The sequence below is a fragment of the Microlunatus parietis genome, assembly GCF_013407955.1.
Taxonomy (GTDB): domain Bacteria; phylum Actinomycetota; class Actinomycetes; order Propionibacteriales; family Propionibacteriaceae; genus Microlunatus; species Microlunatus parietis.
Genome location: NZ_JACCBU010000001.1, coordinates 6207784 through 6221597 on the forward strand (window position 1 = coordinate 6207784; position 13814 = coordinate 6221597).

General features: G+C 69.9%; 13 protein-coding genes. 8 read left to right on the forward strand and 5 right to left on the reverse strand.

All coding sequences use genetic code 11. From position 1 onward, the window contains the following. Positions 1-96 precede the first annotated feature (96 nt). Positions 97-1005: a LysR family transcriptional regulator gene (locus tag BKA15_RS29880; protein WP_179757218.1), complete on the reverse strand. Its 909-nt coding sequence runs from the start codon at positions 1003-1005 to the stop codon at positions 97-99. 148 nt (positions 1006-1153) lie between these two features. Here BKA15_RS29880 and BKA15_RS29885 point away from each other — a divergent pair, with 148 nt between their 5' ends. Genes BKA15_RS29885 through BKA15_RS29915 form a run of 7 tightly spaced genes read left to right on the forward strand, consistent with a single transcriptional unit; the run spans position 1154 to position 9119 of the window. Continuing rightward, entirely contained in the window at positions 1154-2734 is a 1581-nt protein-coding gene (locus BKA15_RS29885; protein ID WP_179757219.1) for an ABC transporter substrate-binding protein, read from the forward strand. Positions 2735-2753: 19 nt separating this feature from the next. Beyond that, positions 2754-3683, forward strand: coding sequence for an ABC transporter permease (locus BKA15_RS29890; RefSeq protein WP_179757220.1), 930 nt, complete (start codon positions 2754-2756; stop codon positions 3681-3683). After that, a complete protein-coding gene (locus tag BKA15_RS29895; RefSeq protein WP_179757221.1) occupies positions 3680-4549 on the forward strand; it encodes an ABC transporter permease in 870 nt (289 codons plus the stop codon). Before BKA15_RS29890 ends, BKA15_RS29895 begins: the two co-directional genes overlap by 4 nt. A gap of 12 nt (positions 4550-4561) precedes the next feature. Continuing rightward, positions 4562-5530: an ABC transporter ATP-binding protein gene (locus tag BKA15_RS29900; protein ID WP_179757222.1), complete on the forward strand. Its 969-nt coding sequence runs from the start codon at positions 4562-4564 to the stop codon at positions 5528-5530. Then, positions 5527-6324 carry an ABC transporter ATP-binding protein gene (locus tag BKA15_RS29905; RefSeq protein WP_179757223.1) on the forward strand — a complete coding sequence of 266 codons (798 nt, stop codon included), beginning with the start codon at positions 5527-5529 and terminating at the stop codon, positions 6322-6324. The genes BKA15_RS29900 and BKA15_RS29905 overlap by 4 nt, the downstream gene beginning before the upstream one ends. A 10-nt stretch (positions 6325-6334) precedes the next feature. Beyond that, the gene (gene phnA, locus BKA15_RS29910; RefSeq protein ID WP_179757224.1) at positions 6335-7660 is read left to right on the forward strand and encodes a phosphonoacetate hydrolase; all 1326 of its coding nucleotides are present in this window, start codon (positions 6335-6337) and stop codon (positions 7658-7660) included. After that, complete coding sequence (locus tag BKA15_RS29915) at positions 7650-9119, forward strand: aldehyde dehydrogenase family protein (RefSeq protein ID WP_179757225.1); 1470 nt, start codon at positions 7650-7652, stop codon at positions 9117-9119. The genes phnA and BKA15_RS29915 overlap by 11 nt, the downstream gene beginning before the upstream one ends. 184 nt (positions 9120-9303) lie before the next feature. Here BKA15_RS29915 and BKA15_RS29920 read toward each other — a convergent pair whose 3' ends face one another. Continuing rightward, entirely contained in the window at positions 9304-10176 is an 873-nt protein-coding gene (locus BKA15_RS29920) for an alkaline phosphatase family protein (RefSeq protein WP_179757226.1), read from the reverse strand. 107 nt (positions 10177-10283) lie between these two features. On the opposite strand from BKA15_RS29920, the gene BKA15_RS29925 reads away from it, so the two are divergent. Continuing rightward, on the forward strand, positions 10284-11708 hold the full coding sequence (locus BKA15_RS29925) for an FAD-dependent oxidoreductase (protein WP_179757227.1): 1425 nt from the start codon (positions 10284-10286) through the stop codon (positions 11706-11708). On the opposite strand, the gene BKA15_RS29930 is transcribed toward BKA15_RS29925, so the two are convergent. From BKA15_RS29930 to BKA15_RS29940, 3 genes are read right to left on the reverse strand one after another with little or no spacing between them, the layout of a single operon-like run. Then, positions 11705-12253, reverse strand: a complete 549-nt coding sequence (locus BKA15_RS29930; protein WP_179757229.1) for a hypothetical protein — start codon at positions 12251-12253, stop codon at positions 11705-11707. The two genes, BKA15_RS29925 and BKA15_RS29930, sit on opposite strands and share 4 nt — an antisense overlap. Before the next feature lie 46 nt (positions 12254-12299). Then, positions 12300-13430 (reverse strand): hypothetical protein, encoded by a 1131-nt coding sequence (locus BKA15_RS29935; RefSeq protein ID WP_179757231.1) that lies wholly within the window; start codon positions 13428-13430, stop codon positions 12300-12302. Next, positions 13427-13759, reverse strand: a complete 333-nt coding sequence (locus tag BKA15_RS29940) for an ArsR/SmtB family transcription factor (RefSeq protein WP_179757232.1) — start codon at positions 13757-13759, stop codon at positions 13427-13429. Before BKA15_RS29940 ends, BKA15_RS29935 begins: the two co-directional genes overlap by 4 nt. Positions 13760-13814 lie beyond the last annotated feature (55 nt).

Below are 13814 nucleotides of genomic sequence, written 5' to 3' on the forward strand. Positions count from 1 at the left end.
ATGATCAGCATCGGCCGGTCGGCCTGCGCATCAGTCTGCCCAGGCGCCCGAGACCGGACAATGCACAATGAGCAATGAGGTGATCACGGAGGTTGATCAACTGGGCGGCTTCAGCCCCGGACCGCCGTCGGCCGCCCAGGCCCGCAGGTGTTCGATCAGCGCCCGGGTGGCGGGAGTCACGTACCGCTGCGGCGAATGGACCAGGAAGAAGTGGTGCACCGGGCGGGCGTCCTGCAGGGCCCGCACCTGCACCGAGCCCGCCTCGAGCCAGGCCTTCGCGGTGGTCTCCGGCACCAGGGAGACCCCGAGGCCGGCCGCGACCGCCTCGTTGACCGCGGTGGTGCCGCCCAGCTGGGCGACGACGCGCGGATCGTGATCTTCGAGCAGTTCCCGCATGATCTCCCAGGTCAGCGAGCCCTCCTCGCGGGCCACCTGGGGCAGGCCGGCGAAATCCTGCACCGTCAGCGGGTCCGGCAGCGTCATCGAGGAGGGGAACAGGACCACCAGGTTCTCGATGTAGAGGGACTCACTCTCCAGCTCACCCCACTCCGGCGGCCGCGGGGTGATCGCGAGCTCGGCCTCGTCCCGGTCGACTTGGCCGAGGACGTCCTCGGTGTTGCTCACCTGCATGCGTACGACGATGTCGGGGTGCCGTCGCTGGAAGTCGGCGACGATGCCCGGGATCACGTGGTTGCCGGCGCTGGCGGTCGCGGCCAGCCGCACCGTGCCGCGCTGCAGCCCGCGGAACTGCTGGATGACCTGTTCGGCCTCCTCGATGTCGGACAGGATGATGTTGATCCGCTCGTAGAGCGCGAGCCCGGCCTCGGTGAGCGCGATCCCGGGCCGCGACCGGATGAACAGCGGCACCCGGTAGTGCTCCTCCAACTTCCGGATCTGGTTCGACACGTGCGGTTGCGAGGTGTAGACCTCCTTCGCCGCGACGGAGAACGACAGATTACGGGCGACGGCGCGGAAGATCTCCAGCTGCTGCAACGTCACGGCCATGGGCCGACCCTACTCGACGCAATCCGTTATCCCCCTATCACCAAGGCCGCATTGACGCTCTCCGCGGCCGCTCGAATACTCATGATCAACGCCGCTGGTCCCGGGCCGCCGAGGGAATGATCACAGTCACCGCCGATAGGAATTGATCATGAGTGAGTCTCCGCTGAGCCGTCGAGCCCTGCTCGGGATCGGGATGTCCGCCGGCGCCGCGGCGACGCTGGCGACCGGGTGCACCGGGACGGCGACCGGCATGGCGGCGCGGAAGGAACTGCGGATCGGGGTCCAGTCGCTGCCGAGCACGCTGGATGCGAACGGCTCGGTGTCCAACTCGGGCATCCAGGCCTACCACAACATCTATGACACCTTGATCGCCCGGGACACCAAGGCGGAGCAGGCGGCGTTCAAGCCCGGCCTGGCCAAGTCCTGGAAGCAGGTCGAGGATCTGACCTGGGAGTTCGAGCTTCGCGACGACGTGACGTTCCACGACGGCAGCCCGTTCACTGCGGCCGACGTCGTCTACTCGATGAACCGGGTGATCACCAAGGAGGACCCGAGCTACGCCACCGCGTACGCCTATCTGCTGGCCAATGTCACCGAGTTCAAGGCCGTCGACGACTTCACGGTACGGGCCACGACGAAGCATCCCGAGCCGCTGATGGAGCACCTCCTGTCGGACCCGAACGCCGGCATCTCGGCGAAGGCCTACACGACCGAGGTGGGGCTGGACGCGGCGTCCAACAAGCCGGTCGCCACCGGGCCGTACCAGGTCGCGGAGTACACACCGGACGTCTCGTTGATCTTGGAGGCCGTGCCCGGGCACTGGTCCGGCGAGCCGCCGTACACCAAGATCACCTACCTCTCCATTCCGGAGATCGCGTCCCGGATCACGGCCTTGAAGAACGACGAGGTCGACTTCATCACGAACATCCCGCCGGATCAGGAGACCCTGCTCGCCGGTGATCAACGGGTGAAGATCGTCGGCGGGGTGCTCGAGCTCTATCACCTCTACCGGCTGAACATGTCCAACCCGGTGCTGGCCAAGCCGGAGCTCCGCGCCGCGCTGGACTACGCGATCGACCGGGCCGCGATCGTCGAGTCGATCTGGGAGGGCAAGGCCGAGGCGGCGACGTCCTACCAGTTCACCAGCTACCAGGATGCGCTGAAGTTCCCGGACCGCCAGGACATTGCCTTCGATGCCGAGAAGGCCAAGCAGCTGGTGGCCTCGTCCGGGTACGCCGGCGAGGTGATCGAGATCTACAACACCACGAACTACTACACCTACGCCGATCTGGTCGCGCAGGCCGTGGTGGACATGTGGGCCGACGTCGGCGTCACCGCGAAGCTGGTGCAGGTCGACGACATCCCGGACGAGGACCCCGGCCTGGAGATCAGGACCTGGTCCAACCCGCTGTACTACCCGGACCCGATGGGCATGATCGAACGGCACTGGGCGCCGGAGGGCGAGGCGGCCAACAAGAAGCACTTCATCGCGACCGAGGCGTACACGGACGCGTTCAACCGGATGCGGTACGGCCAGGACGAGGCCGCCCGCAAGGAGGCGCTGGCGGAGCTGTTCGACTTCTATCGTGCGCAGACCCCGTTCGTCTATCTGTTCAAGCCGTACGAGTCGCTCGGCATGCGGTCCAACATCGACTACACGCAGTCGCCGAACCTGCGTCCGTACTGCCTGTCCTTCCGGGCCGGTGACATCGCCGAGCGCTCGACATGACCCGGAGGGAATCCCTTCCGTGCTGAGGTTCCTCGGCTCCCGGGCCCTGGTCAGCGCCGGCACCGCGCTGCTCGTGCTGATCTTCGTGTTCGTCGCGGCGCGGGTCACCGGGAACCCGTTCGACCTGATGTACCCGGACGGCCTGGAACCGGGCCAGCTGGCTCAGTACAACGCCAAGTACGGTCTGGACCGAAGCTACCCCGAGCAGTTCCTGCTGTATCTGCGCAACGCCGTCACTGGCGACTTCGGCATCAGCCTGGTGGAGCGCCGGCCGGTGCCCGAGATCTTCTTCCCGCGGCTGGCCGAGACCCTGAAGCTCGGCGTGTTCTCGCTGATCTTCAGCGTCGTGGTCGGCGTCGGCGTCGGGATGCTGCTCGCGCTGTACCCGCGGCAGCCGCTGATCCGGGCCCTCGGCCACGCGATGTCGCTGCTCTACGCCGTGCCCGGCTTCGTGCTGTCGCTGGTGATGATCTTGATCTTCGGCTTCGTCCTGAACGCGCTGCCGACCCAGGGCGCCTCGACACCGGCGCACTACCTGATGCCGGTCGTCTGCCTCTCCGTCGGCTCGATCGTCTCGCTCTCCCGGTACGTCGACAACAGCATGCGGGAAACGCTGCACCAGGATTTCGTGGTCACCGCGATCAGCAAGGGCACCGGCCGCCGCTCGGTGGTCTGGCGGCACGTGTTCCCCAACACCGGCGTCCCGGTGATCACCCAGATCGGGATGATCGTCGTCGACATCCTGTCCGGGACCATGGTGATCGAGACGATCTTCTCCTGGCCCGGCATGGGTAACCTGCTGGTGACGTCGGTGATCAACCGGGACTTCCCGGTGATCCAGTTCTCCGTGGTCACCGTGTCGATCATCGTCATCGTCCTCAACTACCTGCTGGATGTCGCGTATCTGCTGCTCGATCCGCGGATCGGCCGGACCCGAGGAGTCGCATGACCCTTCGACAGGCTCAGGGCACGGTCTGGAGACAGGTCCGGTCGATGACCGCCTGGACCAGGGTCTGCGCGGGCGTGCTGATCATCGTCGTGGGGGCCGCGCTGCTGGCCGGGGTGGTGTCGCCGTTCGACCCCGATCGCACCGTCCTGACCAGCCGGAACGCGCTGCCGATCTTCCTCGACCCGACCTCGGCCCATCTGCTCGGCGCCGACGGGATCGGCCGGGACACGCTGAGCCGGACGTTGCACGGCACCCGGACCAGCCTGCTGATCGCCGCGGTCGGCCTGATCGTCGGCAGCCTGGTCGGCCTCACCCTCGGTCTGACGGCGGGCTTCTTCGGCGGCGTCTGGGACCGGCTGGTCATGCTCGCGGTGAACTTCCAGCAGTCGGTGCCGCTGACCCTGTTGATCTTGGTCGGGCTGGTCATGTTCGGCCGCGGGATCGGGGTGCTGATGATCTTCATCGGACTGGCCCGCTGGGAGACCTACGCCCGGGTGATCAGGGGACTGGTGCTGAGCGCACGGGAGCAGCCGTTCGTGGACGCTGCCCGGTCGTACGGCGCACCGCCGGTCCGGATCATCCTGCGGCACGTGCTGCCCAACACCGTCTCGTACTACATCGTGTTGATGGTGCTCAGCTTCCCGCCCGTGATGCTGCTCGAGTCGGCCCTGTCGTTCATCGGGATCGGGGTCCAGCCGCCGACCGCGACGCTCGGCCAGATGATCGGCGAGGGCCGCACCTACCTGGCGACCAACCCGTGGTCCTCGATGGTGCCGAGCGCGGTGCTGGTGCTGATGGCCTACTGCGTGCACGTGATCGGGGAGTGGCTGCGCTCCCGGGTCCAGGTCAGGTTCGCGGACCGGTAGGAGTGATCTTCGATGACACTGTCCCTGTCCGGGCTGACGATCACGGTCCGCGCCGACGGCACCGACCGGGTGCTGGTGGCCGACCTCTCGCTGGAGGTTGAGGAGTCCCGGACCATCGCCGTGGTCGGCGAGTCCGGCAGCGGGAAGTCGATCACCGCGCTGAGCGTGCTCGGCCTGCTGACCTCCTGGTACGCGGCGTCGGCGTTCTCGGTCAGCGGCCTGCTGCGGATCGACGGCGAGCCGGAGTACAGGCTCGATCTGGCCACCGCTCGTGACGTGGACTTCGACGCGATCCGCGGCCGCGCGGTGTCGATGATCTTCCAGGACCCGTGGACCGCGCTCAACCCGATCCGCACGGTCGGCCGGCAGTTGGTCGAGTCGGTCCGGGCACACAGCACGGTCACGGCGACGGAGGCCCGGACCAGGGCGATCGACCTGCTGGAGCGGGTCGGCATCCAGCAGCCCGCCGAGCGGTACGACAGCTACCCGCACCAACTCTCCGGCGGCCAGCTGCAGCGGATCATGATCGCGATGGCCTTGGCCGGCCGGCCCAGGTTCCTGATCGCGGACGAGCCGACCACGGCGCTCGACGTGACCGTGCAGCGCGGCATCCTGCAGTTGCTGGACGAACTGCGCGCCGACGGGCTCGGCATCCTGTTGATCACCCACGACCTCAGTGTGGTGGCCCATCACTCCGACCGGATCGCGGTGATGTACGGCGGAGCGATCGTCGAGTCGGGCCGGTCCCGCGCGGTGATCGCCGATCCGCGGCATCCGTACACCCGACTGTTGATCAGTTCGGTGCCGACGCTGGACGTCGAGCCGGGCAGCCGGCTGGTCACCAAGGCCGATGTTCTGGCCGGCCGTTCGATCGACCCGCGGCTCGGCCGGTTCGACCCCGAGCAGCGGACCGACGTCGAGCTGGTCCGGATCGCCGATGATCATGTCGTGTCCCGGCGCTTCGTCGGAGGCCTCCGATGAGTGCACCGCTGCTGGAGATCAAGGACCTGACCGTCTCGTACCAGGTCGGCTCGAATCTGCTGCACCGCGGCGGATCCCGGCACCGCGATGTGGTCCGGGACGTCTCGCTGACGGTCGGCCGGAACCAGATCTTCGGCCTGGTGGGCGAGTCCGGCTCGGGGAAGACGACGGTGGCGCGGACCGTGCTCGGGCTGACCGCGGTGCGGCGCGGCTCGGTGATCTTCGACGGCGCGGAGCTGGTCGGGCGGAGGGGGTTCTGCGTCAACCAGCCGCGGATCCAGATGATCTTCCAGGATCCCAACAACTCGCTGGACCCGTCGATGACGGTCCGGCAGATCCTGGCCGAGCCGATGATCATCTCCCGGGTGGTCGCCCGGTCGGCGATCGAGGAGTTCAGCGCCGAACTGCTGGCCACGATGGACCTGCCGGCGGACGCCCTGGACCGGCGGCCCTACCAGTTGTCCGGCGGGCAGCGGCAACGGGTCGGGCTGGCCCGGGCGCTGGCGACCAAGCCCGACCTGATCGTCGCCGACGAGTGCACCTCGGCGCTGGACGTCACGGTGCAGGCCCACGTGCTCAACCTGATGATGGGCCTGCGGGAGACGGCGGGCGTCTCGTTCCTGTTCATCTCGCACAATCTCGGGGTGATCCGGCACGTGGCCGATCAGGTCGCGGTGATGCGGGACGGCTCGGTCGTCGAGGCCGCGCCGGCAGCCCGGCTCTTCGCGGCGCCGCAGCACGAGTACACACGGGAGTTGCTCGACTCGGTTCCCGGTTTTGGTGATCATGAGTAAGGAGTACGAGATGACACGGCAGCCCTTCACCGTCAACGGCCGGGAGTACCGGCCGCCGGCCGAGCCGGTGGTGGTGATCTGTGTGGACGGCAGCGAACCCGCGTACCACGAGCAGGCGCTCGCGGCGGGCCGGATGCCCTGGCTGGCCAAGGCGAGCCAGGACCGGTTGAGCAACTGGCCCGCCCATGGTGCGATGCCGGCCCTGACCAATCCCAACAACGTCTCCATCGCGACCGGCCGGCCGCCTCGTGATCATGGAATCAGCGGCAACTACATCCTGGACCCGGACAGCGGCCAGGAGGTGCTGATGAACGACAAGGCGTTCCTCCGGATCCCGACGATCTTCGGGGCCGCCAACGACGCCGGGTACGACGTCGCGGTGATCACCGCCAAGGACAAGCTGCGCCGGCTGCTCGGCGCCGGCCTGGTCGAGTCCGGGCCGGCACTGGACGGTTCCGGCGGCGAGGCCGTACCGGAGCGGCGGGGGATCTGTTTCTCGGCCGAGAAGGCGGACCAGGCAACCGTTGCGGACAACGGGATCGGCGACGTCCTGGACTACGTCGGCCGGCCGCTGCCCGCGGTCTACTCGGCGGACCTGAGCGAATTCGTGCTGGCCGCCGGTGTACGGCTGCTGGCCGACCGCCGGCCGGACCTGCTCTACCTGTCGCTGACCGACTACATCCAGCACAAGCACGCGCCCGGCACCGAGGTGGCGAACGACTTCTACGCCATGATCGACAACTATGCCGGGCAGTTGGACGCGCTCGGCGCGGTGGTCGTGATCACCGCCGATCACGGGATGAGCGGCAAGAGCGACCCGGCCGGCGCGCCGCGGGTGATCTACGTCGAGGAGGAGGCGAACCGGGTCCTGGACGGACCCGAGGCGCGCGTGATCCTGCCGATCACGGACCCGTACACCGTGCACCACGGGGCGCTCGGCTCGTTCGCCAGTGTGTATCTGCCCGACGGTGCCGATCCGGCGGTCGTCGGCAGCGCGCTGGCCCGGATCGAGGGCATCCAGGCGGTGCACACCCGGGCCGACGCCGCCGACCGCTACGCACTGCCGCCGGACCGGATCGGTGATCTTGTCGTGCTGGCGGAGAAGGGGTACGCGCTCGGCCGCTACCCGGCCTGGCACGACCTCGGGCAGTTGGACGCGCCGCTGCGCTCCCACGGCGCGCTCGGCGAGCTCAACATCCCGTTCCTGATCAACCGCGAGCTGACCCGGCCGGCCGATCTTGAGCAGGACATCGCCGAACCGGCCTGCGTGCACAACTACGACGCGTTCTGGGTGGCCACGACCGGGCTCACCGCCGGAGTTGATCATGCCGGCTGAATCCGTACCGGAACGGCTCCGGCGCAACCTCATCGGCGGCGCCTGGACCCCGACGGCGCGGACCAGGACCAACCTCAACCCGGCCGACGTCGATGATCAACTCGGCGAGTTCGCCGAATCGTCGACCGCCGACGCGACCGCGGCGATCGACGCCGCCGGGGAGGCCCGGAGCGCCTGGGAGGAGGTCGGCCCGATCGAGCGGGCCGCGGTGGTCCGGCGGGCGGCGCGGCTGATCGAGGCCGAGGCGGACCGCTTCGCCGCGGCGATCACCCGGGAGCAGGGCAAGCGGCTCGGCGAGGCACGCGGCGAGGTCGCCCGGGCGTTGGCGATCATGGAATTCATCGCCGGCGAGGGCCGGCGGCTGAACGGGATCACCACCCCGGCCGAGGAACCGCGCACGCTGGCGATGACGTTCCGCCGGCCGATCGGCGTGGTCGGCTTGATCACGCCGTGGAACTTCCCCCTGGCCATCCCGGTCTGGAAGGTCGCGCCGGCGCTGGTCGCCGGCTGCGCGGCGGTGCTCAAGCCGTCCCCGCTGACCCCGCTCACGGCGGCGCTGCTGGTCGACGCGTTCCAGCGGGCCGGGCTGCCGAAAGGCGTCCTGAACCTGGTTCAGGGTGACCGTGAGCCGGGCGAGGCGCTGGTCGATGATCACCGGGTGGCGGGCATCTCGTTCACCGGCTCGCTGCCGGTGGGCCAGGCGATCAACCTTGCCGGAGCCGGCCGGCTCTTGCGCACCCAGCTCGAGCTGGGCGGCAAGAACGCCGTCATCGTGCTGGCGGACGCCGACCTCAACGCGGCCGCCGCGGCCATCATCCACGGAGCGTTCGGGCAGAGCGGCCAGCGGTGCAGCGCGACCAGCCGGGTGATCGTCGACCGTCGGGTCAAGGACGAACTGGTCGGCCGGGTGATGGCGCGGGCGGCGTCGCTGCGGGTGGGTCCGGGCGACGCGGACGGAACGGACCTCGGCCCGGTGATCAACGACGTCCGGCGGGACGCCTGCCTGGCTGCGATCGAGCGGGCGACCGCCGCGGGCGCGACGGTACGCTGCGGCGGCGGGCCGGCCCGGGTCGAGCGGGACGGCCGCGAGCTCAGCGGCTACTACGTCCAGCCGACGGTGCTCAGCGAGGTCGCCTGGGACAGCGAACTGGCGCAGGAGGAGATCTTCGGCCCGGTGCTGGCGGTGATCGACTGCGACGGCTTCGACGACGCGGTACGGATCTCGAACTCGGTCCGCTACGGCATGTCGGCGACGATCTTCACCAACGACCACGGCTCGATGTTCCAGGCGCTGAACGTGCTCGACGCCGGCATGCTGCACGTCAACCGGCCCGGCGTCGGTGCGTACGCCCATCTGCCGCACATGGGGGCGAAGGCGTCCCAACTCGGCGCACCGGAGTGCTCGCCGGACACCTGGGCCTTCTACACCGATCTCCGGTCGGCCTGCATCAGGTATTGATGATCATGGTCGAGCGGTGCTGAGGGGCTGGCCGCTCGGCTGCGGGAAGAGTGCGATCAGAGCGGCCAGCCTGCTTCGTGGCCGGTCCAGGGGATCGGCCCCCGAAGGGGACCCGGGGGGTAGTCCCTGGCCCCAGTGTGGCTCGGAAGTGGCGGGATCAAAGGACTGACCCGTCACGATTGGATCACGCGACGGCCAACTCGGTCCGGGCGCCGAACGGGAGCCCGACGAACGGTTCCGGTTGGCCGGTCAGCCCGAGCACGTGGTGGACGTGGCCGGCGACGTCGGCCTGTTCCAAGATCAACGGCCGCCCGCCGGCCGGGACACCGCTGCCGCAGGCCGCGATCCAGGCGGTCCGTTCCTCCGGCGAGTCGCCGCCGTGGCCGCCCTCGTCGACGTGGCCGTGATCGGTGGCGACGATGATCAGCCAGTCCTCGGCTGCCCGGCCGGGCCGCTCGTCGACGGCGCGGAGCAGCGCGTCGAGCCGCCGGTCCGAGGCCTCGATGAACTCGCGATAGCTGGCGCCGACGCCCTCCCGGTGCCCGGCGGTGTCCGGGCCGTGCTGGTAGACGAACGTGACCGAGCCGGGCTCGGCCGCGAGCGCGGCCAGGTGGGCCACGGCGCGGTCGGCGACCTGTTGATCACCGTCGTGCCAGTCGGCGGGGGTGTCGTGCTTGCCGCGCCGCCGGTCCGGCACGAAGCCGCCGCCGGCGAAGATCGGGCCGCCGCTGTGGCTGCTCACCAAGGGTTCCCAGTCCGCCGCCGCGAACGTCTGCAGGCCCGGGTAGGCCAGTGCGGCGAGCGTGATGAAGTCCGGATAGCGACCAAGATCATGATCGGTCAGGTCGTTGTCGAAGATCCGGTGCGTCGGTGGCAGCACGCCCGACACCATGGTCGACCAGCTGGGACCGGAGATCGTCGGGCCGGCCGGGTTGACCTGCAAGGACTGCAGGAAGCCGGCGGCGGCGACCTTGTCCAGCGCCGGCGTCTCCTGCTCGGCCAGCGTGTCGAACCGGACCCCGTCGATGCCGACGAAGAGGACGTGCGGTCTGCTCATCGAAACGCCTTCCAGCGATGGACATCGTCCAAGATCGTAGCAACGCGGACCCGGACGATGATCGGGAAGTCCGATTCGCGATCGTGATGTGCGGATAACCTGAACCGATGAGACCGTACGTCGTCGCGATCATCGGGTCCGGGCCGTCGGGGATCTACGCCGCCGAGGCCCTCTGCCAGCAGACCGACGTGCCGGTCAGCGTCGCGGTCCTGGACCGGTTGCCGGTCCCGTTCGGGCTGGTCCGGTACGGCGTCGCTCCCGATCATCCGTCGATCCGGTCCATTCGCAACGTCCTGGAGCGCACGCTGAGCCGGCCGGAGGTGCGGTTCTACGGCGATGTGACGGTCGGCCGCGACCTGACCGTCGAGGAGCTCCGCGGGGCGGTGGACGCGGTGATCTACGCGTACGGCGCGGCGAGTGACCGGCGGCTCGGCATCCCGGGCGAGGATCTGGAGGGCAGCATCGCGGCCGCGGAACTGGTCGCCTGGTACTGCGGGCATCCCGACGTCCATCCCGACCTGGACCGGCCCGACGCCGGTGATCGTGATCAGGTGACGCCGGCCATCGACGCTGCGGCTGCGACCCGGCTGGTCGGCAGCACCCGGTCCGCGGTCGTCGTCGGCGTCGGGAACGTCGCGCTCGACGTGGTGCGGATCCTGATCCGACCCACCGCTGACCTGGCCCGGACCGACATGGCCGAGGAAGTGCTGACGGCGTTGCAGGGCCGTTCGGTGACCGACGTGCACGTGCTCGGCCGGCGCGGACCGGCGCACACGTCCTTCACCACCAAGGAACTCCGCGAGCTCGGCGACCTGGACGGCGTGGACATCGTGATCGACCCGTTCGATCATGATCTTGATCCGGCCACGGTCGGCAAGGTCGCGTTGCGCAACCTCGGCGTGCTGTCCACCTGGTCGGCACGGGAGAGCAGTGCCGAGCGGGGGAGTCGCGGCGCCGGCCGGCGGATCCACTTCCACTTCTGGACCCGGCCTACGGCGCTGGTCGGCGACGGCCGGGTCCACTCGGTGATCACGGAGCGGACCAAGATCGACTCCGGCGGCGCGCTGGTCGGCGACGGTCCCGGTCCCGAGCTGCCGGCCGACCTGGTGGTCCGCTCGGTCGGCTACCGGGGCACCGCACTGCCCGGCGTCCCGTACGACGAGGAGAAGGCCAGAGTGCCGCACGCGGAGGGCCGGGTGATCCGAGACGGGTCGTTCGCCACCGGCGAGTACGTCACCGGCTGGATCAAGCGCGGCCCGACCGGCGTGATCGGCACCAACAAGTCCGACGCGGTGGAGACCGTCACCTCGCTGCTCTCCGACATCGCCGACGGCGAGCTGTCCGCCGGGCACGACTCGGACGAGCTCGGCCGGCTGCTGGCCGGCCGCGGGATCACCCCGCTGAACATGGGCGACTGGCGCCGGATCGACGCCGCCGAGATCGCCCGCGGGCAGAGCCAGGGCCGCGACCGCGCCACCCTCGCGCACCGCTCCGCCCTGCTCGCCGCGGCCGAGCACGAAGAACGTCCTTAGGCGAAGGTCAGCCAGATCACCAGGCCGGCCAGTACGGTGTCCAGCACCATGCAGAACTCCGCCATCGAGCGGACCACGACCCGGTCCTTGCGGTGGTGGTAGGCGTCCCAGCCGGCGTGCGCGAGCAGGCCGAACGCGACCAGGATCGCCGACAGGGCGGGATCCTGCCGGGCGGCGATCAAGGCCAGGCCGGCCAAGATCACCATGGCGACCAGTTGCAGCGGCAGCCCGTGCAGGGGTCTGCCGCGGCCGCGGGCGAATCCGTACAAGATCAACAGGACGGCGAGCACGATCATGATCAACGAGGGGTCGAAGGCCGGGACCAGAAAGCCGATCGTGATCAGCACGAAACTCACCCCGAAGACCGGCCAGGCCGCCCAGCGCAGGCCGAGGGCGGCGGCGCCGAGGTAGACCAACGCCGACGCGGTGACCACGGCGGCGGCGTCGGCGTGCCGGAGCCAGAGCGCCAGGGCGGTCAGGACGGCGACCGCGAGGCCGGCGAAGGCGGGCCAGCGGTCGCGCAGGGCGGAGGCGACGGTGCTCACCCGGCCTTTATACCCTAGGGGGGTACCGTACGTCCAGCGTTTCGGATCAGCGAACGCCGCGGAGCAGGTCGAGCTGATCGTCGATCTCGGGATCCTTGCCCTGGTCCGCCGAGGCGACCACGACGAACCGGCCCAGCCGGCTCAGGCAGTCGGACTTCTCGCGCGGCCGGAAGCCCTCCAGGCAGACCGTCCGGTCGGCCGCCGTGCCCGGGTGTTCTCGGACCTCGCGGCGGTGCTCGCCCTTCGTCGCGAGCCGCCGCTCCAGAACCGCCGCCGCGGCTTCCGCGTCCCGGTAGGCGGCGACCTCGTACCGCCCGTCGAAGTAGACCTCCAGCCCGTCGCCGCGCAGGTCGGCGGGCACGGCCCGCTGCCGCTCCTCGGAGTCGACGACCACCTGCCGGTCCCGCCAGTTGCCGCTGCTGATCACCGGGATGGCGGCGGCCCGGTCGAACAGGGTCACCGGAATCGGCTCGTCCTCGAGTCCGGTCGCGGTGCCCACCGCCTCGGCGAGGGTGTCGGTGGCCGGCTCGACGTACTGCTCCGCCTGTTCCGGGGAGCCGCAGGACACCGACACCGTCACCGCGGTACGGGAGCCCACCGCGGCCAGGCCGTGGATCGAGACATTGCGACCGCGGCCGGAGGAGCAGGCCCCGACGCGCTGGATCAGCTGGGCGCCGGCCGCGCCGTCGACGTTCGGCTCCTCGAGCACGGTCGACGAGCCGCGGGTCGACTGGCCGTACCTCAGCAGTGCCGCGTCCCGCTCGTCCGTGCCGGAGAACAACTCGACGGCGACGGACACGTTGGCCCGGTCCTCGGCGCCCGGCACGGCATCGGATTGAAACGCCGACACCTGGGCGATCCGGCCGGCCGGCGGCTGCCGGCCCTCGCGACCGAAGATCCGGGCGTCGTCGTCGAACGCGTAGTTGACCTCGAACTGGGCGTCCTCGAGGGAGGGGGCGGTGGCCAGCCGGTCCCGGATCAGCCCGGCGGTCGCGTAGCTGATCAGCTTCGGGTCGTCGCCGACCGGGACCGGGGCCAGCGGCTTGCCCGCCGACCACGGCGGCTGGTTCACCAACGGCGGGGTCCAGCCGATCAGGCCGAGGGTGACGGCCAGGATCCCGGCCAGGCAGCCGGCGATCACCACGCAGCCGCCGACGATGATCAGGACGCGCTTCACCGGACGGGCCCGGGCGGGTCGGGGGCGAGCGTGCCGTCCGGGGCGATGTGCTCGAAGATCTGCTGCACCATCGTCAGCACGTGCGGGTCGTCGACCGTGTAGATCTGCCGCCGGCCCTGTCGCTCGGCCCGGATGATCCCGGCCAGCCGGAGCTTGGTCAGGTGCTGGCTCGCCGTGGCGATCGTCACCCCGACTCGCTCGGACAGCGTGCCCACGTCGTATTCGCCGGCGGCGGCGAGGGCCACCAGGTGCAGCCGGACCGGCGCGGACAACAGCGCGAACGTCCGCGCCGCGACCTCGAGCTGGGCGTGGGTCGGGTCGGGGATCATGGCTGCATTCTGCCCGGCCCCGGGCCTGTGGTCGTGACCAGCCTCACGTCGATTT

Excerpts from the sequence above, each read along its gene's own strand:
- BKA15_RS29925 (WP_179757227.1), top strand. The coding sequence starts at position 10,284 with ATGAGACCGTACGTCGTCGCGATCATCGGGTCCGGGCCGTCGGGGATC.
- BKA15_RS29940 (WP_179757232.1), bottom strand. The coding sequence starts at position 13,759 with ATGATCCCCGACCCGACCCACGCCCAGCTCGAGGTCGCGGCGCGGACG.
- BKA15_RS29900 (WP_179757222.1), top strand. The coding sequence starts at position 4,562 with ATGACACTGTCCCTGTCCGGGCTGACGATCACGGTCCGCGCCGACGGC.
- BKA15_RS29920 (WP_179757226.1), bottom strand. The coding sequence starts at position 10,176 with ATGAGCAGACCGCACGTCCTCTTCGTCGGCATCGACGGGGTCCGGTTC.
- BKA15_RS29915 (WP_179757225.1), top strand. The coding sequence starts at position 7,650 with ATGCCGGCTGAATCCGTACCGGAACGGCTCCGGCGCAACCTCATCGGC.
- BKA15_RS29885 (WP_179757219.1), top strand. The coding sequence starts at position 1,154 with ATGAGTGAGTCTCCGCTGAGCCGTCGAGCCCTGCTCGGGATCGGGATG.
- BKA15_RS29895 (WP_179757221.1), top strand. The coding sequence starts at position 3,680 with ATGACCCTTCGACAGGCTCAGGGCACGGTCTGGAGACAGGTCCGGTCG.
- BKA15_RS29905 (WP_179757223.1), top strand. The coding sequence starts at position 5,527 with ATGAGTGCACCGCTGCTGGAGATCAAGGACCTGACCGTCTCGTACCAG.
- phnA (WP_179757224.1), top strand. The coding sequence starts at position 6,335 with ATGACACGGCAGCCCTTCACCGTCAACGGCCGGGAGTACCGGCCGCCG.
- BKA15_RS29880 (WP_179757218.1), bottom strand. The coding sequence starts at position 1,005 with ATGGCCGTGACGTTGCAGCAGCTGGAGATCTTCCGCGCCGTCGCCCGT.